Source organism: Pseudomonas sp. M30-35, from assembly GCF_002163625.1.
GTDB lineage: Bacteria > Pseudomonadota > Gammaproteobacteria > Pseudomonadales > Pseudomonadaceae > Aquipseudomonas.
The window spans coordinates 118,557-135,996 of the sequence record NZ_CP020892.1; the positions used below are offsets into that span (position 1 = coordinate 118,557).

Sequence of the window (17,440 nt, forward strand, 5' to 3'; positions counted from 1 at the left end):
GTTTATACAGTTAAAAGTACAATCAAGCCACGCCTCTTTATATTGCGCTGATCAGTGGTTCATATGGCTTTCCAGTCGCTGCGGCTCACCGTATCAACGGTTGCTCGCCCTCAAGGCTTTCCGTCACCTCAGGGCGCCGCGCATAGCGTTGCGCGAGAACGGCGCAAACCATGAGTTGAATCTGGTGAAAAATCATCAGCGGCAAAATCAACAAGCCAATCGTGCCGCCGGCAAACAACACCTGAGCCATCGGTACGCCGGTGGCTAAACTTTTCTTCGAGCCGCAGAAAATGATGGTGATGCGATCTTCCTGATTGAAGCCAAGCCATTTGCCCAGCAAGTGCGTACCGAGCAACGAGAATGTGAGTAATACGCAGCAGGCAAAAACCAGCCCGGCAAGTTCAACCAGCGGCACCTGGTGCCACAAGCCTTCGATTACCGCCTCGCCAAATGCGGTGTAAACCACCAGCAGAATCGAACCTTGATCGACGAATTTAAGCCAGTTTTTATTGCGTGCAACCCAATCACCTATCCAACGTCTGGCGATTTGACCGGCAACGAATGGCACCAGCAATTGCAGGGTAATCTTGCCGATTGCATCAACTGTTGAGCCACCATCACCTTGTACGTTCATCAGCAACGCGACCAGCAATGGGGTGAGGAAAATACCGAATAGGCTCGATGCTGCAGCGCTGCAAATAGCTGCGGGTATGTTGCCGCGTGCCAACGAGGTGAAAGCAATGGCTGACTGTACGGTGGCCGGTAATGCGCACAGATAGAGCATGCCCAAATACAGCTCGTTACCTACCAAAGGGGAGAGCACAGGCTTGAGCGCCAAGCCCAGCAGCGGGAACATGATGAAGGTGCAGGCGAACACCAGAAGGTGCAGGCGCCAGTGACCGGCGCCTGCAATGATTGCCTGACGTGACAACTTGGCGCCATGCAGGAAAAACAACAGGGCAATGGCCAGGTTGGTAATCCAGCCGAAGGCGACAGCCGTTTGACCGCTAGCGGGTAACAGGCTGGCGATGGCAACCACCGCAATCAGAGCGCAGGTGAAGTTATCGGGCATGAAGCGCTTGAGTGACATGTTCGAATCTCGTACTTGCAGGCAGGTTGAGGCAAACACTACTCTGTTGGTAACTTTCCGGCTAACGCCAAAGAGCCAGCGAATGTCGCCAAACAGACAAAAACCGATTGTCCATCGCATGCTACCCGAGCTGAAAGCCTTGCCCCGGCCGTTGTATGGCCGGGTTGAGTCGCTGCCGAATCGGGCGCTGACGTTTCGTCATAGCCACCCGTGGGTGCAGTTGTCATACGCCATTGCCGGGGTGCTTGAGGTGCAGACGGATAACGCCCGGTATGTCGCGCCACCTCAGCGCGCAGTTTGGCTGCCTGCGGGGTTGGAACATCAGGTTTCCAGTTCGTCGCACACGGAAATGCGCAGCCTGTATATCGACTGTTCAGCAGTTGCCTGGGCCCCTGAAACCTGTCGCGTGTTAGCGGTTAGCCCCTTGCTGCGCGAGTTGATCAACCGATTCAGTGATGTGCCGGTCGAGTATGACGAGGCGGGTGCTGATGGGCGCTTGGCGAATGTACTGCTCGATCAATTGCGCGTCGCAGCGGAGGTGGATCTGGTGCTGCCAATGCCACATGATCAGCGCTTGCAGACGTTATGCCTGAGCTTGCAGGAAAACCCTGAACAACATGCCACGCTGGCGCAGTGGAGCAAACATCTGCAGCTGTCAGAGCGCACCTTGAGTCGCTTGTTTTTACAGGATACTGGGTTGACCTTTCGCGCTTGGCGTCAACGTTTACGCCTGCTTGGCGCGTTGGCACCGTTGGAGCAGGGTGAGCGGGTGACTGATGTCGCGTTGGCCTGCGGCTATGATTCGATTTCAGCGTTTATTGCTGCCTTCAGGCAGCACTTTGGCGCCACGCCCGGCGAGTTCTTCCGTTAGCTGCGTTTAACAGTTTGCTCGTCATAAGCTGCCGTTAACGGAGCAGAGAAAACCAGTTCGCCGCTGGCGACTAATTCACGTGCGCACCACCAGAGAAAGAAGTCAGTGGCGAAAAAACCATTGCACTCAGCCATGACGCTGGCCATGACCCGGCCCAGTGGTTGCCACTGGTCTGTGCAGAAGTGCAGCAAGCGCTGGCGGATATGTTCATGGCTTTCACCGTGGAACGCACCGTCACGCCAGCGGCGAATGTCCACATTTTCAGCCACAGCTGCGCGCCATTGCGCGGCCAACTGCCGGCGTTGTGCGGTTCTGAGTAGTTTGGGTTGATGTAACGCTGCCAGTGCTTGTGGTGAATGCATGGCCACGGCTTTGCGGGTTTCTACACGGCTGTCGCCGCTACCGCAGGCTACGCGCCATAACTCGACACTGGAGCCTTGCAGTGCCGCCGCGACTCGAGCAAGCAGCAGTTGCTCCGATGCGCTGTCGCCATCCCATACGGTTACGGCGTGCGGTTGTTTGGCCAAGCCGTTGAGCCACAGAGCATCGGCGCTTAGAGACGGTCCGAAATCAGGTTGCGGCTGCACGGAAGCGGGCCATACCTGTTGCCAGAAGTCGCTGCGTGATTGACATGGTGGAGTGTCGACATCAAGCAGCGGGCCGACGGCCAAGTCATCACGCATGACTCGCAGAAACTGCTTGGCAGTCTCTGCGCCAATGATGTGAGTTACGCCTTCCACCGCGTTATCACCGCACACCAAGTGCCACATAAATGATTACTCGGGTTTTTTCAGCTTCGGATTAGGGAAAAACTGCACAGTTTGCACTTTTGCCTCAGCCGGTTTGACCGCGACTTTGTTGACTCGCGTGCCTAACTCACGGGGTACAGACTGACCCTGTGCGTTAAGCAAATCGGTAAAGCCGCAGGCCACGCACTCACGGTGCGGCACGCCATCTTCATCCCACATTTTTACCGTGTCTGTGGCGCTGCACGCCGGGCATACGGCACCGGCGATAAAGCGTTTTTTGCGGGTGTTGCTGTCAGTCATGCTGCCTCCTGACCCAGGCCAAGATGACGCAACAGCGCGTCAATACGTGGTTCACGGCCACGGAAATTAACAAACAGAACCATCGGTTCTTGTGAGCCTCCACGGGCTAGAATTGCCTCGCGGAAGGCACGGCCTGTTTCACTGTTGAACACGCCTTCTTCTTCGAATTTGGAGAAGGCATCGGCAGACAATACTTCCGCCCACTTGTAGCTGTAGTAACCGGCGGCATAACCGCCAGCGAAGATGTGCGCAAAGCCATTCGGGAAGCGGTTGTACTGCGGAGGACGCATCACCGAGACTTCGGCGCGGATGCTTTCAAGCACCTCCAGCACGCTGCGACCGTCACCGTGGGTGGCGTGCAGTTCGAAGTCGAACAGGGAGAACTCCAGTTGGCGCACCATCATCAGGCCCGACTGGAAGTTCTTCGCTGCGAGCATCTTGTTAAGCAGGTCTTGCGGCAAGGCTTCTCCCGTCTGGTAGTGGCCAGAAATCAGCGACAGACCTTCCGGCTCCCAGCACCAGTTTTCCATGAACTGGCTCGGCAACTCGACCGCATCCCACGCCACGCCATTGATACCCGAGGCACCGGCGTGTTCAACCTGAGTGAGCATGTGATGCAAACCGTGGCCAAATTCGTGGAATAGGGTCGTGACTTCATCGTGGGTCAGCAACGCAGGCTTGTCGCCTACAGCTGGGGTGAAGTTGCACACCAGATTGGCCACTGGGCTGATTAGCTCGCCAGCGATATTGCGGCGCTTATCACGCGCGCCATCCATCCATGCACCGCCACGTTTGTTGGCGCGGGCATACAGGTCGAAGAAGAAGCGGCCGACATGCTCGCCGTTTTCGCTAATCTCGAACAAGCGCACATCGGAGTGCCAAGTATCGAAGCTACTGAGTTCCTTGATCTGAATCCCATAAAGTTTTTCGACGATAGCGAACAAGCCAGTCAGTACTTTATTGATCGGGAAGTAAGGGCGCAGGATCTCTTGCGAGATGCTGTAGCGCTGCTCGCGCAGTTTTTCGCCGTAGTAACCGGCGTCCCAGCTTTGCAGGTCGCTGCAGCCTTGCTCACTGGCGAAGGCTTGCAGCTCTTTGAGGTCCTGCGCAGCAAAGGGTTTACTGCGCACCGCGAGGTCGCGCAGGAAGCTCAGGACTTGCTCATTGTTCTCGGCCATCTTGCTCGACAGGCTTAGCTCCGAGTAGTTAGCGAAACCGAGCAACTTGGCCAGTTCTAGCCGCAGGTCGAGAATCTCCTGCATCACCGGGGTGTTGTCATTTTGCCCGGCATTCGGGCCTTGATCCGAGGCACGCGTGCAGTAGGCGGCATAGACTTCTTCACGCAGCGCGCGATTGTCGGCATAGGTCATCACTGCGTAGTAGCTGGGGAACTCTAGGGTGATCAACCAGCCTTCAAGGTCCTTTGCTTTGGCTGCTGCCGCCATTTGCTGCTTGGCCGAGTCAGTGATGCCTTGCAGCTGTGCTTCGTCAGTGACGTGCTTGCTCCACGCCTGAGTGGCATCGAGCAGTTGGTTGGAGAAGTGGCTGGCCAGCTCGGAAAGCCTCATCTGAATCGCGCCATAGCGCTGTTGCTCAGCTTCTGGGAGGTCGATACCAGACAAACGGAAATCACGCAGAGCGTGCTGCAAAATAGTCTTTTGCGCGACATCATAATCCGCCGACTCAGCGCTGGTGGACAGCGCCTTGTAGGCCTCGAACAGCGTGCGGTTCTGGCCGATTTCGGTGAAATATTCGGACAGTTTCGGCAAACAGGCTTCGTACACCTGACGTAATTCGGCGTTGTTGCGCACTGCGTTGAGGTGGCTCACTGGGCCCCAGGCACGCTCAAGGCGCCCGTTCAGTTCATCAAGCGCCAGCACCAGCCCGGCCCAGCTCGGTGCGCCAGCATGTTGCTCAAGCAACTCGGCGATAGCAGCACGATTCTCAGCAAGAATGGTGTCTACCGCCGGTTCAACATGCTCAGGGCGAATGCTGGAATAAGGCGGCAGATCGAAGTTCTGGAGCAGCGGATTGCTAGCGGTCACGGGCAGGCACCTGTCATTTGAAGGCAAAATTAAAAAAACTGATGGTTCAGTTATTGGGTCACACAGGCCAATTAACAACCCATAGGCTTAGTATCTTAATTAGAATCGTGAGTATTAGCAGCTAAGAGGAATCTATCGTGTCTATTCGAACTTACCAGCAATTCACTCCGCAACTGGGCGAGCGCGTTTTTGTTGATAGCTCAGCTGTGGTGCTGGGCGACGTTGAGATTGGCGACGACAGCTCGGTCTGGCCGCTGACTGTTATCCGCGCGGACATGCACAGCATTCGCATTGGCCAGCGCAGCAGTATTCAAGATGGTTGTGTGCTGCACATTACTCACGCCGGGCCATTCAATCCCACGGGCTATCCGCTGAATATTGGCGACGATGTAACTGTGGGCCACAAGGTCACGCTGCACGGCTGCAGCATTGGCAACCGAATTCTGATTGGCATGGGCAGCATCGTCATGGATGGCGCCGTGATCGAGGATGAAGTAGTGCTTGGAGCGGGCAGTCTGGTGCCGCCGGGCAAGCGGTTACAGAGCGGTTTCCTGTATGTCGGCAGCCCCGCTAAACAGGCGCGTGCGCTGAGCGAAGAAGAGCTCAGTTACTTCCGTTATACCGCCGGTAATTATGTGCGCCTGAAGGATCAGCACTTGCTGGAAGGCTACGGGCAGTAAGCAGCCGTGCCTAGCGCAGCCCCCCATCCTTAGGTGTGCCTGATGTTGTGTTTGGGAACTGGGCTCAATCCGCTTCCTGTTGCGCAGGTTTACGCAGCGGATTATCCGGCAGCTGTTCGGCCAATAACGCTGGGCGCCTGGTTTCAATTTTGGCGCCGTAGTTGCTGCTCAGATAGGTGAGGATCGTGTCCTCGGTTTTTGCATCGAACGGCCATAAACCTTGCTTGTCCTGCATCCAGCGAATCAATGACAGCCAATGTTCGCGGCTGCCGCTGTTTTGCGTGACCAGTTTGGCCGAGTGGCAGGCCATGCAGTTATTGCGCACGGTTTCCCAGCCGGGCGCGATAATAAAGCCGCTGGCAGGGTCGACTTGCACAGCGGTTTCAGCCGCTTGGACCGAGACGGATAATAGTCCGAGTAGTAACAGACTCAGGGCAGTTTTATGGGCCATGCGTCCTCCTAGACTATTTGAACAGCGATACGGTGGCAGGCGTTATTCAGGTAACCCTTGGGGTTCCAGCCCGGCACCAGCATAGGCTGTGATTTACCCTGATTATCGACTGCGCGTGCCCAGACCTCGTAATAGCCCTTCTCGCTAAAGTTCAGTTCTGCGCTCCAGTGTTGCCATGCCAGGCGATTAACCGGTGCCTTCAGTTTGGCGGGTTGCCAGGTGATGCCGAAGTCGGTTGAAACATGCACTTCGCTCACTTCAAGATCGCCCGCCCAAGCGTGGCCGCGCACCTGCAACGCCTGCTTAAGCGGTAGGCTGATGCCTGATTTAGGGAAGGTAATCAGCGATTTGACCGGCATCGACTGAATAATCTGCATGTCTTCGACGGGAACATCACTACCCGGCGCAACCGGATACTTGGGCACACTATAAGACGGCGCTGCCATCTTGTTGCCGTCATGGACCTTGTTGCGCACAACAATCCTGTTCAGCCATTTGCCCGAGGTCGAGGCTGGCCAACCGCCACAAACCAGGCGCAAAGGCTGGCCATTTTGGTAAGGAATCGGCTGATCGTTCATGGCCCAGGCGATCAGGGTCTGATCTTCCAGTGCCTTGTCCATTGGCACGCCACGTGAGATCGCGTGCTTGGTTGGGTCGCCACTTGGGTGCGCATCGGTGCCGTAATAGCCGATGTACACGGCATCTTTTTTGATTCCACAGGCTTCAAGCACATCGCGTAATCGCACGCCGGTAAATGTTGGGCAGGCAACTGCGCCTACCGTCCATTGGTTACCGCTTGCCGCTGGCACAAACTCACTGCGGCCATTGCCGCCGCATTCGACCACCAGTTGATAGGTGTAGTGTTTGAAGCGTGATTGCAGCTCGGCAATGGAGAAAGTGGTGGGCGTAACACATGACTCACCTGCGATTTCCAGTTTCCAGTTGGCCACATCAAGCGTTTTAACGTCGGGTGGGATGCCGTTGTTGCGCACGAACATATGGCGCGCAGGCGTGACTTCATCGTCTAGTAAATGGGCGGGTGTTTCAGCGTTCAGCGGGCGGTCATTCAACACCTTGAGACCGTCTTTACCTTCAATGGTGAAGGGCCCTTCAGCGTGAGCCAGCCCCGCCGGAATAACGCCTAAAGGCAGGAATCGGGCGTATGGAATGCTGGCGCCCAGGGCAGACGCCATGGCCAGCAAACTGCTGCGTTTGAGAAATCCCCGGCGGCTCGGGTCGGTCTCACGATCCCACAGCAGCTTTTCCGCTTTGACTGGGTCTTCAGCATACAACTCATGAATGCCACGTTGGTCTTTCGACATACTCGGCCTCTCCTTGCCAACTTTTATTGTTAGGAAACCTCTGAAAAACTACTGCGCTAGGTATTACTGGGGCAGCCCGTGCTGCGTTAAAAAGCTGCTCAAAATGCTCATTTAGGACAACTAAAGTCGAGCGCGACCCCGGTCGGTTTCGCATCTTTTCGCCTTGTACTCCCGTCGCTCGCTACCTTTTTTAGAGGTTCCTTGGGGCGACCGCAAAAAAATCCGAGCGCCATAGTTGTAGTTTGACAGTAGGTGGCTTAAGCGAGTTGGGCAATGACCAGTTGCGGGTTATTCGTCGGTCCAGATGTGTATCGGCGATAATTCTCGGGAGGCTTTAAGGTTTGTTCGGCGCCTTATTTTTTGTATGGTGGGCATACTCAAATCACGGCTCGAAGCGGGCGGCTCAATGCATTATCAAAACATCCTGTTTGACCTTGATGGCACGCTCACTGATCCGCGAGAAGGCATTACCCGCTCGGTGCAATACGCGCTAGGCAAGCTGGGGATAGATGAACCCGACCTGCAAGCGCTTGAGCATTTTATCGGGCCGCCACTGCTGCAGTGCTTTATGAGCACCTATGCGTTTGATCAGGCCAAGGCCTGGCAAGCGGTAAATTTCTACCGTGAGCGCTTTGCTGATGTCGGCTTGTATGAAAACCAGATGTTTGCCGGCATCCCACAGCTGCTCAATTTGCTCAATAGCCAACAACGCACCTTGTATGTGGCCACCAGCAAGCCGCAGGTATTTGCCACGAAAATTGCCCAGCACTTTGGTTTTGCCGAGCATTTCAAGGTGATATACGGCAGTGAGTTAGACGGTACGCGGACCAACAAGGTCGAGCTGATCGCCCATCTGCTTGAGCAAGAGGGCTTAGCCCCAGACAGCTGTTTGATGATCGGTGATCGCAAGCACGACCTGATCGGCGCGCGGAGCAATGGCTTGGACGCCGCTGCGGTTGGTTATGGGTTTGGTAGCTTCGCTGAATTGAGTGATGAGCAGCCGCGCTATCACTTCCAAACGCTTGACCAGTTACATCAGGCCTTTACGCTTTGATCTAGCCCTCTTGGTTAAAGAGCTGAGCCGAACCTAGCCGTCGTTACGTTGGTAAATAATCTTCTGGGTGCCGCCATCGCAGCTGCCGACCACCATGTTCTCGTCTTCAACCTCTGAGTTGGCGACGATTTCCAAGGTGTAGCTCTGCACGCCCGAGGCTTGAATTTTGACCTCGATCTCTTGCTTGAGCTCTTCACATGGCTTAACGGCCGCCTGCGCACCAACACTACCCAGTAACCCGGCCGCGAGGGCAATAAGTGCCACAACTGTGTGGGGTTTGATTGTGTTAAGCATGAGGCACCGCCTTGGGGAGCAATTAGGTTTAATTTAGATGCCTACAGCTGGAACTAGTTCGGCGCCTGTACTGTTAATTTGCCATTAATCGCAATTCAAGCTCTGCCTTGCGTTGCTTTGCCGGTAATTCTCCGAGTTGAGCGACCTTTTGATAGAAGCTTGGCCAGTCACCGTCAGCTTCGGCAAACAGCTTGGCGAAGGCAGGCACCCATTGGTCGTAGAGTCCAAAGGGCAGCAGTTTGGCGTTATTCATCGGTGAGTTGATCCAGCCATCATAACGGCCGATGCCTCCCCAGCTACGTTGACGCAACTCGCGGTACTCAGTCCGTAAGCGTTGAAATTCGGCCTGTTTGGCCTGACGCAGTTGCTCGGGTGTTTCGCCACTGGCGTAAAGCGCCTCCAGGCGCGCACGGGTTGCCAGCACCAACTGGGTGAACTGCTCGCGCTGCTGGTCGGCTGCTGGGTTCATTGCGGGCAGGCCCCGCGCCTTTAGCCATTGGCGAAGCCCTTGTTGCTCAACAAAGGTGGCGAAGGACTCATTGAATTCAGTGTCGTCAGCGACATAGAACTGCTGATGGGCCAACTCATGAAAAATCACTGCGACCAAACGCTCATCACTCCAGCGCAGCATGGTGTTGAGCAGCGGGTCATCAAACCAGCCCAGAGTCGAATACGCCTCAACACCGCCCATATAGACATCCAGGCCCTGTTGCTTGAGTAGCGCCGCTGCCCCGCGCGCCCGTCCTTGCTGGTAATAACCGCGATACGCCACGCAACCGGCGATGGGGAAGCAATGCAGTTTGGGTTTTAGCGAGAACTCTGGGGTCGCAAACACATTCCACACCACAAATGGCCGCTGTACATCCGCGTACACCCGGTAGCTTTGGTTATCGGGTAGGGCTAACTCTTGGCTGGCGAAGTTGCGTGCCTGTTGCGACAGGGCAAGACGTTTATGCAATTGAGTATCAGTTTTGGGGTCGCTGAGCATCTGCGAAATAGCTTGGCGACGCTGCAACACATCAACCTGCCCGTCGAGCAGTTGGCTGTAGTAATCAACGCTGGAGCAACCGCTCAGCAGGGCAATGAGCAGCAACGGAACCCATGTCAGTTGGATGCGGTCGAGTAGAGAGCGATAAGTAGGCGTCATGGCAGGACATTACTGCATCCGCCGGGTCGTCCGCCAGCCCCTGTATTAGCGGCTTTTTCGTTCAAACATAGCGGCGCTATCCCAGCGTTTAATAATTAAAATCGGAGCCCTTGCATGCGTGTTTTTTTGGCTGTCACCAGTTTGGCACTTATCAGCGGTTGTTCATTGCTTATGCCGAACCATGACCCAAGCATGGCCTGGGTCGACCTGAAAACTGACGAAGATACCGAGTTACTTGCCAGCAAGGTCGATAGTAAAGACTTGGACGACGATCGCTTCTTTCAAGTTAGCCCTGGCGCTCACGAGTTGCATGCGCAGGTACGCTTTCATGTGGCTGCGACGAATATGGGCGGTAACGAGCCGCCTTTGTCACGCAGTTGCGAGATGACAGTCAAATACAATGATTTTGTCGCGGGGCAGACATACCGACTTGAGGCCGGTTATGTTGGCTTTCGGCCGTGGGCCAAACTCTTTGATACAAATGACCGACTGCTAGGCACGGCTCGCGAAGGCAGTTGCGGGCAAATATAAGATAAACAGCGCTATGCTGAATCTTCTTACCCACGCATTGACGAGGTTGTCATGCATCGAATAGCACTCACCGCCTGCACGCTTGTACTCAGCGCTTGCGCGTCCGAGCTGCCGCAACCATCACCCAATCAGGCATGGGTTGATCTTTACGCCAGTGCTGGCTATTTGCTGATGGCGAATAAACTTGATGGTAAGCGTCTCAATGATGGGCGCTACTTCCAAGTGCCTCCAGGCGCGCATGACCTGGAGGCGCGTTTCCAGTTTGAGGTGCCCGGCGGTGGCAACCTGGGAATGTCTGAGCCGGTGCAGATGACCTGCGAATTGCGATACCGCTACGACAACTTTGAAGCGGGTAAGCGCTATCAGATGCAGGCCCGCCCGTTGATGCGTCAAGCGCAAGGTTGGCTGTATGACGAGCAGCGCAATGTCGTTGCCAAAGCAGAGGTCATGCGCTGCGGTACGTTCTAGCCAGCAGTTTTCAGCGCTCTTTATCAGAGCCCTTAAGTGTCGAGCGTTGCTTCAAGGGTGATGGTTGTATTCAGCACTTTCGAAACTGGGCAGCCAGTTTTGGCGTTCTGTACCGCTTTTTCAAAGGCGGCGCGATCAGCACCCGGAACTTTTGCGTGCAAGGTCAGATGTACGGCGGTGATCGAGAAGCCATCGCCGTCTTTATCCAGCGTTACCTCCGCCTTTGTATCGATGCTTTCAGCGGTCATTCCAGCTTCACCAAGCTGCAGCGATAGCGCCATCGAAAAGCAGCCAGCATGCGCTGCGCCAATCAGCTCCTCAGGATTGGTCCCCGGCTCGTTTTCAAAGCGAGTGTTAAAGCCGTAAGGTGATTTTGACAATACGCCGCTCTCGGTAGAGATCGTGCCTTTGCCCTGTTTGATACTGCCCTGCCAATGGGCCGATGCGGTCTTTTTCATCAAACGTCTCCTGCTTTAGGGGTACCTAATTGAGAGTGCCGCCGCGCCAACAAGTTCGCCTGTGGCGCGGCGTCAGGGGTTAGGGTTTTGCAACAAACCGATACGGCTCACACCTCAACGCAGGCTCGCGAGTATCTCGAAGGAGCGCTTGCGGTCACTGAAGTCATAGAGGTCGCTGGTGAACATCAGCTCATCGGCACCCGTTTGTTCAAGCAATACTTCAAGCTTAGCGCGGATTTTTTCCGGGCCGCCGACCATGGCCAAACCAAAGAACTCGCCCACCGCGTTGCGCTCATGCGGCAGCCATAAGCCATCCATGCTCGCCACTGGCGGACGCTGGACCAGGCTCTGCCCGCGAATGAGTGAGAGAATCCGCTGATAGGCCGAGGTCACCAGGTATTCAGCTTGCTCGTCAGTGTCTGCAGCAACCAGCGGTACGCCGAGCATTACATAAGGTTTGTCGAGTACATCCGAGGGGGTGAAGTGGTCACGATAGATACGAATCGCTTCATGCATCATGCGCGGTGCAAAGTGCGAGGCGAACGCATACGGCAGCCCTTTCTGGCCCGCGAGCTGCGCGCTGAACAGGCTAGAGCCGAGCAGCCAGATTGGCACATTGGTGTCGCTGCCGGGCATGGCCACGACCCGCTGATTGGGCGTGCGCGGGCCGAGATAGTGCTGTAATTCCTCTACATCCTGCGGGAAGTCATCAGCGCTACCGCTGCGGTCACGACGCAGCGCGCGCGCAGTGTATTGATCAGCGCCGGGCGCGCGGCCCAAACCCAGGTCAATGCGTTCAGGATAGAGCGTTGCCAGCGTACCGAATTGTTCTGCAATGACCAGCGGTGCGTGGTTGGGCAGCATTACGCCGCCAGAACCGAGGCGTATGCTTTGGGTGTTGGCCGCTAGATAACCGATCAAGACCGAGGTCGCTGAACTGGCGATGCCGTCCATGTTGTGGTGTTCAGCCACCCAGAAACGGTTAAACCCCAGTTGCTCGGCATGTTTTGCCAAGTCCAACGAATTGCTTAAAGCCTGCTTGGCGTCGCCGTCATCGCGGATTGGGGCTAGATCGAGGATAGAAATTTTAGTGTTTGCTAAAGCACTCATCTGCTTGGCCTTTTAAATACTCAAATGTGCGACGCAACTTATTGCGTCAATACTTGAGTTGAATAGTGGGGATTAATTTGTCGATTCCAAGCCCTGTAATCGATTTGGCCAGCAACCCCGGCGTGAATACAGACTAAAAACTAACCGCTAGGCCTAGTGACAAGCCCGATACGTTGTCCCCGACCATTTGTCGTAGCACCAGGCGGGTGCGGGTGATAAACACGTCATATGCGCTGGAGTCGAATTCGACGCCGAGACCAAAAGTCGACAATCGGTCAAAGCCCAAGGCGCCGCGTTGCTCGCCCAGGTATTCAGAGTGGGAAAACTCCAGTACATAGCGCAGTGGTCGCTGCATCACCACCCAGCCAGTCGGTGCTCGCCAGCGTGACCATAAGTTAGCTGTTTCGGCAGTAACTTCGCCGTTGATGGCTTCATCACCGCCGATCTGCTGCAAGTTCATATAGCTGTAGCGCAGTTCGATATCAGCTTCGTAGTCGGGGCGTACACGTTCCCAGTCGAGCATCATGGCGCCGCCCAGCCCCAGTGCACTCATCTGGCCGTCGTCGAGGAATTCGATTTGTTTATTGGTCTTGCGGTTGATAAATATCCGCGCCGCGTTGATGTCGCTGGTCATGTAGCCCAGACCCACGCTGGCGATTGGGCGCACTACCACTTCATCGCTGATGGGGAAGTCCCAGCCGACACCGCCGGTTGCAGAGACTGAGTTCCATTTGACCGGAATCGAGCGGCGCTCGGCGCCATCAGTTGCGACAAAGCGTGGGTCGTAACGGCTGTAGGCTGCGGCGCCTTCGAGATACAACGGGAATGATTTGCTCATGGTCGCCCCACCACCGAGCTGCGTCATCTTGATGCTCGGGTTGCCTGTGGAGTTGTCTTGTATCTGCAGAGAGCTTGAGGCCAGGTCGAGCGTCATTGAGTAAGACATCAATGACAGCACACCATTAACCCGATCTTCGACATCGCTGGCGTCGAGCATCAGTTCGGCATGAGCAGTGGGTGCAGCAATAAGCGCGAAGAGCGTAAACCGGGTAGCAAGTTTGGCCATGATCAAGGTGTCTGTAATCCGTTCGCCTGAATTCTAGACGTTAAACCAAGCACGCACTGACTAATTAACCATCCGCTAAGCACCTTGCTAGAGCGATGCGTCTACAGTTACCAGCAAACTTGCACATGCCTTGAACTGCGCAGGCGAGGCCATGTTTTCACTTATGCTCGCCTGCCCGGTTCAGGCGATTTAGCTACTGCTCAGGCGGAACCCGACTTTGAGGGTTACTTGATAGTGACAAACCTTGCCGTCCTTGATGTGTCCGCGGGTTTCGACCACCTCAAACCAATCGAGGTTACGGATCGACTTGGCGCATTCGGCAATGGCATTGTTGATGGCGTCGTCGATGCTGGTTTTAGATGAGCCAACGACTTCGACTTTTTTGTAGATATGGTCTGACATGCTGCGCTCCTTAGTGAAATCACTTTTGGATAGGGGCTTGTAGCGCCGACTTAATCAGGCACTTATCAATACTGATGCCACCATCCATGCAACGTTCACTCTAAGCCTAGGCAAGAACCGCGTTGTCAGCGCGATAATTCGCGTTCTAGCCATCGCGCCAGGCGCTCTGCGCGCTTATCCAGCTGGCGCTTCGGTACCCATAATGCCAGCCGTGCCGAGGTTTCAACAAAACCCCAGGGGGCCACTAAGCGCCCGCCCGCCAAGTCGTCAGCAACCAGTTGTTGCGGGGCGATGGCGACACCGAGCCCGGCCGCAGCGGCTTCCAGCAAATAATACAAATGCTCGAAACCTTGGCCTAGGCGCAACTTTGCTGGGGTGATGGCATTGCTCTGTGCCCAGCTGGGCCACGCTTGCGGGCGTGAGGTCGTGTGCAGCAGCGGCTCGTTGAGTAAACCTTCGGCAGAACCCTGCGCCAGCGCATTAAAGTGGCTATAGCGCGGGCTTACGACCGGGCCGATACGCTCCGCTGCCAACTCGAATACACGCATGTCCGCAGGCCACGGCGGCTCGGCAAACCATAGCGTGGCATCGACACCCGCGCCGCGCGGGTCCAGGTCGCCTTCGCTGGCAGACAGCTGTAAGCGTAGGTCGGGCAGTTCGCGGTTCAGCCGGTCGAGCCGAGGGATAAACCAGCGGGCGAGCAAGCTGCCGGGACAGGCCAGAACAAAGGGTGATTCAGCTTGCCCTTGTTTGAGCTCCGCGCAGGTTTGCCGCAATCGTTGGAAAACCTCTGAGCTGGTATCGCGCAAACGCACGCCTGAATCTGTGAGTTTAAGACCGCGACCGTCCTTGTTGAACAGCGTCAGGCCGAGCTGCTCTTCCAGCACTTTGATCTGTCTGCTGACGGCGCCATGCGTGACGTTTAGCTCGTCTGCCGCAGCGCTGACGCTGTTTAGGCGGGCTGCGGCTTCGAATGCACGTAATGCATTCAAGGGCGGAAGGTCTTGGCTCATATGTGAGTTTTCCTGACAGGTTGTCGCAATCTTATCGCTTTTCCCCTAGATCACACAGTCTTATCCTGTGTCCATTGTTTGAGGGTTAAGCATTTGCTCGTGGCCCATGCCCATGACCCAGCCGTTTAGATTAGATTGAGGAGCAAATCATGACTTCATTTCGCAATGGTCCTGACACCAACGGCCTGTTTGGCGCGTTTGGCGGTCAGTACGTCGCCGAAACCCTGATGCCGTTGATTCACGATTTGGCTGACGAATACGAAAAAGCCAAGCAAGATCCTGAGTTTGCTAAGGAGCTGGCTTACTTTCAGCGCGATTATGTGGGCCGTCCAAGCCCACTTTATTTCGCTGAGCGACTGACCGAGCATTGCGGCGGGGCGAAGATTTACTTCAAGCGTGAAGAGCTCAACCACACTGGCGCGCACAAAATTAACAACTGCATCGGTCAGATCCTGCTGGCGCGGCGCATGGGTAAAAAACGCATCATCGCTGAGACTGGCGCAGGCATGCATGGCGTTGCCACTGCAACTGTTGCGGCACGCTTTGGCCTCGAATGTGTGATTTACATGGGCACCACTGACATTGATCGTCAGCAGGCCAACGTCTTCCGCATGAAGTTGCTGGGCGCCACCGTGATTCCGGTGGTTGCTGGCACTGGCACCCTGAAAGATGCGATGAACGAAGCGCTGCGCGACTGGGTTACCAACGTCGATAGCACCTTCTACCTGATCGGTACTGTTGCCGGGCCGCACCCGTATCCAGCGATGGTGCGTGACTTCCAGGCAGTGATCGGCAAAGAAACCCGCGACCAAATGCAGGCGCAAGAAGGCCGTCTGCCAGACAGCCTGGTGGCTTGCATCGGCGGTGGTTCTAACGCCATGGGCCTGTTCCATCCGTTTCTTGATGACCAATCAATTGAAATCATCGGTGTTGAAGCGGCCGGTCACGGTATTGAAACCGGCAAGCACGCAGCCAGCCTTAACGGTGGCGTTCCTGGCGTGCTGCACGGCAATCGCACGTTCTTGCTGCAAGATGACGACGGCCAGATCATTGATGCGCACTCAATTTCAGCCGGGCTTGATTATCCGGGTATTGGCCCGGAGCACGCATGGTTGCATGAGATTGGCCGCGTGCAATACACCTCGATCACCGACAACGAAGCGCTCGATGCCTTCCATAAATGCTGCCGCCTTGAAGGCATCATTCCGGCACTGGAAAGCGCCCACGCATTGGCTGAAGTATTCAAGCGTGCACCGAGCCTGCCAAGCGACCACTTGATGGTTATCAACTTGTCAGGTCGCGGTGACAAAGACATGCAAACCGTTATGCATCACATGGCTGATGCCGTAAATCAGCAGGAGAACCACTGATGAGCCGCCTGCACGCTCGTTTTGCCGAACTCAAGCAACAAAATCGCGCCGCGCTGGTGACCTTCGTCACCGCAGGCGATCCCGGTTATGACGCCTCATTGGCGATTCTCAAAGGCTTGCCGAAGGCGGGCGCTGATGTCATCGAACTGGGTATGCCGTTTACCGATCCAATGGCTGATGGCCCGGCGATCCAGCTGGCCAATATTCGCGCCTTGGCCGCCAAGCAAGACCTGGCCAAGACCCTGAAGATGGTGCGTGAGTTTCGCCAGGACGACCAAAGCACTCCGCTGGTATTGATGGGTTACTTCAACCCGATTCACAAATACGGAGTTGAGCGCTTTATCGCCGAGGCCAAAGAGTCTGGTGTTGATGGTTTGATCGTGGTCGATCTGCCGCCAGAGCATAACGTTGATTTGTGTGATCCGGCGCAAGCGGCGGGGCTCGACTTTATCCGCCTGACCACCCCAACCACTGACGACAAGCGTTTGCCGAAAGTGCTCAACGGCAGCTCGGGTTTTGTTTACTACGTCTCGGTTGCGGGTGTGACTGGTGCTGGTGCGGCCACGCTGGAGCACGTCGAGCAGGCGGTTGCGCGCCTGCGTCGCCACACGGATCTGCCAATTAGCATCGGCTTTGGTATCCGCACCCCTGAACACGCTGCAACCATCGCCCGTTTGGCTGATGGTGTTGTGGTGGGTTCGGCGCTGATCGATCAAATCGAAAAAGCCGACAGCAGCGATGCCGCCATTAAAGGTGTGCTCGACCTGTGCAGCCAGTTGGCTGAAGGGGTACGCGGCGCGCGTAAGTAACGCTGTTGCAGTTGGGGCGGACGATTGGCTCAAGCCCGAGGATTTGAGGGGTTGAGCCATGGTGGACAAGCTTCGCGTTGTCGCACCCTACGCAGATGAACGTTTTTCTGTAGGGAGGACAGCGCTTTTCTGTCCGCCATATGCGGCCCGGAGCTTGGCAATTGTTGTGGACAAGCTTCGCGTTGTCACACCCTACGCCCGATAGCGGTT

The 17,440-nt window shown here is 55.8% G+C and carries 20 protein-coding genes; 7 read left to right on the forward strand and 13 right to left on the reverse strand.

Going from position 1 to position 17,440, the window contains the following annotated elements; all coding sequences use genetic code 11:
* Window positions 1-85: 85 nt before the first annotated feature.
* Complete coding sequence (locus tag B9K09_RS00535; protein WP_087514974.1) at window positions 86-1,090, reverse strand: bile acid:sodium symporter family protein; 1,005 nt, start codon at window positions 1,088-1,090, stop codon at window positions 86-88.
* An 82-nt stretch (window positions 1,091-1,172) separates the two neighbouring features.
* On the opposite strand from B9K09_RS00535, the gene B9K09_RS00540 reads away from it, so the two are divergent.
* The gene (locus B9K09_RS00540) at window positions 1,173-1,961 is read left to right on the forward strand and encodes a helix-turn-helix transcriptional regulator (RefSeq protein ID WP_087514976.1); all 789 of its coding nucleotides are present in this window, start codon (window positions 1,173-1,175) and stop codon (window positions 1,959-1,961) included.
* Here B9K09_RS00540 and B9K09_RS00545 read toward each other — a convergent pair.
* The 3 genes from B9K09_RS00545 to prlC are packed head-to-tail and all read right to left on the reverse strand — an operon-like array spanning window position 1,958 to window position 5,055.
* The gene (locus B9K09_RS00545) at window positions 1,958-2,731 is read right to left on the reverse strand and encodes a DUF3658 domain-containing protein (protein WP_087514978.1); all 774 of its coding nucleotides are present in this window, start codon (window positions 2,729-2,731) and stop codon (window positions 1,958-1,960) included. The genes B9K09_RS00540 and B9K09_RS00545 overlap by 4 nt on opposite strands.
* A 6-nt stretch (window positions 2,732-2,737) precedes the next feature.
* Window positions 2,738-3,010, reverse strand: a complete 273-nt coding sequence (locus B9K09_RS00550; RefSeq protein ID WP_087514980.1) for a YheV family putative zinc ribbon protein — start codon at window positions 3,008-3,010, stop codon at window positions 2,738-2,740.
* Window positions 3,007-5,055 carry an oligopeptidase A gene (prlC, locus tag B9K09_RS00555; RefSeq protein ID WP_087514982.1) on the reverse strand — a complete coding sequence of 683 codons (2,049 nt, stop codon included), beginning with the start codon at window positions 5,053-5,055 and terminating at the stop codon, window positions 3,007-3,009. Before prlC ends, B9K09_RS00550 begins: the two co-directional genes overlap by 4 nt.
* A gap of 137 nt (window positions 5,056-5,192) precedes the next feature.
* Here prlC and B9K09_RS00560 point away from each other — a divergent pair, with 137 nt between their 5' ends.
* Window positions 5,193-5,735, forward strand: a complete 543-nt coding sequence (locus B9K09_RS00560) for a gamma carbonic anhydrase family protein (protein ID WP_087514983.1) — start codon at window positions 5,193-5,195, stop codon at window positions 5,733-5,735.
* Between the two features lie 64 nt (window positions 5,736-5,799).
* On the opposite strand, the gene B9K09_RS00565 is transcribed toward B9K09_RS00560, so the two are convergent.
* Window positions 5,800-6,186, reverse strand: a complete 387-nt coding sequence (locus B9K09_RS00565) for a hypothetical protein (RefSeq protein ID WP_087514985.1) — start codon at window positions 6,184-6,186, stop codon at window positions 5,800-5,802.
* Between the two features lie 8 nt (window positions 6,187-6,194).
* Window positions 6,195-7,508: a sulfite oxidase gene (locus B9K09_RS00570; RefSeq protein WP_087514986.1), complete on the reverse strand. Its 1,314-nt coding sequence runs from the start codon at window positions 7,506-7,508 to the stop codon at window positions 6,195-6,197.
* A 406-nt stretch (window positions 7,509-7,914) separates the two neighbouring features.
* Between B9K09_RS00570 and B9K09_RS00575 the strand changes: the two genes are divergently transcribed.
* Window positions 7,915-8,562, forward strand: coding sequence for an HAD family hydrolase (locus B9K09_RS00575; protein WP_087518918.1), 648 nt, complete (start codon window positions 7,915-7,917; stop codon window positions 8,560-8,562).
* Window positions 8,563-8,595: 33 nt separating this feature from the next.
* Here B9K09_RS00575 and B9K09_RS00580 read toward each other — a convergent pair whose 3' ends face one another.
* Window positions 8,596-8,856: a DUF1161 domain-containing protein gene (locus B9K09_RS00580; RefSeq protein ID WP_087514987.1), complete on the reverse strand. Its 261-nt coding sequence runs from the start codon at window positions 8,854-8,856 to the stop codon at window positions 8,596-8,598.
* A 73-nt stretch (window positions 8,857-8,929) separates the two neighbouring features.
* Window positions 8,930-10,003, reverse strand: coding sequence for an aminopeptidase (locus tag B9K09_RS00585; RefSeq protein WP_087514988.1), 1,074 nt, complete (start codon window positions 10,001-10,003; stop codon window positions 8,930-8,932).
* A gap of 114 nt (window positions 10,004-10,117) precedes the next feature.
* Here B9K09_RS00585 and B9K09_RS00590 point away from each other — a divergent pair, with 114 nt between their 5' ends.
* The gene (locus B9K09_RS00590) at window positions 10,118-10,534 is read left to right on the forward strand and encodes a hypothetical protein (RefSeq protein ID WP_087514989.1); all 417 of its coding nucleotides are present in this window, start codon (window positions 10,118-10,120) and stop codon (window positions 10,532-10,534) included.
* Window positions 10,535-10,585: 51 nt separating this feature from the next.
* Window positions 10,586-11,002 (forward strand): hypothetical protein, encoded by a 417-nt coding sequence (locus B9K09_RS00595; RefSeq protein ID WP_087514990.1) that lies wholly within the window; start codon window positions 10,586-10,588, stop codon window positions 11,000-11,002.
* Window positions 11,003-11,034: 32 nt separating this feature from the next.
* Here B9K09_RS00595 and B9K09_RS00600 read toward each other — a convergent pair whose 3' ends face one another.
* The 5 genes from B9K09_RS00600 to B9K09_RS00620 form a co-directional block, all read right to left on the reverse strand.
* A complete protein-coding gene (locus B9K09_RS00600) occupies window positions 11,035-11,460 on the reverse strand; it encodes an OsmC family protein (protein ID WP_087514991.1) in 426 nt (141 codons plus the stop codon).
* A 114-nt stretch (window positions 11,461-11,574) separates the two neighbouring features.
* Window positions 11,575-12,570 carry an LLM class flavin-dependent oxidoreductase gene (locus B9K09_RS00605; protein WP_087514992.1) on the reverse strand — a complete coding sequence of 332 codons (996 nt, stop codon included), beginning with the start codon at window positions 12,568-12,570 and terminating at the stop codon, window positions 11,575-11,577.
* A 133-nt stretch (window positions 12,571-12,703) separates the two neighbouring features.
* A complete protein-coding gene (locus tag B9K09_RS00610) occupies window positions 12,704-13,636 on the reverse strand; it encodes an autotransporter domain-containing protein (protein ID WP_087514993.1) in 933 nt (310 codons plus the stop codon).
* Window positions 13,637-13,825: 189 nt separating this feature from the next.
* The gene (locus B9K09_RS00615) at window positions 13,826-14,038 is read right to left on the reverse strand and encodes a dodecin (RefSeq protein WP_087514994.1); all 213 of its coding nucleotides are present in this window, start codon (window positions 14,036-14,038) and stop codon (window positions 13,826-13,828) included.
* A gap of 125 nt (window positions 14,039-14,163) precedes the next feature.
* Window positions 14,164-15,051, reverse strand: a complete 888-nt coding sequence (locus tag B9K09_RS00620; protein ID WP_087514995.1) for a LysR family transcriptional regulator — start codon at window positions 15,049-15,051, stop codon at window positions 14,164-14,166.
* A gap of 149 nt (window positions 15,052-15,200) precedes the next feature.
* On the opposite strand from B9K09_RS00620, the gene trpB reads away from it, so the two are divergent.
* Complete coding sequence (gene trpB / locus B9K09_RS00625) at window positions 15,201-16,421, forward strand: tryptophan synthase subunit beta (protein ID WP_087514996.1); 1,221 nt, start codon at window positions 15,201-15,203, stop codon at window positions 16,419-16,421.
* Window positions 16,421-17,230 carry a tryptophan synthase subunit alpha gene (gene trpA / locus B9K09_RS00630; protein ID WP_087514997.1) on the forward strand — a complete coding sequence of 270 codons (810 nt, stop codon included), beginning with the start codon at window positions 16,421-16,423 and terminating at the stop codon, window positions 17,228-17,230. The genes trpB and trpA overlap by 1 nt, the downstream gene beginning before the upstream one ends.
* The last annotated feature ends 210 nt before the right edge of the window (window positions 17,231-17,440 follow it).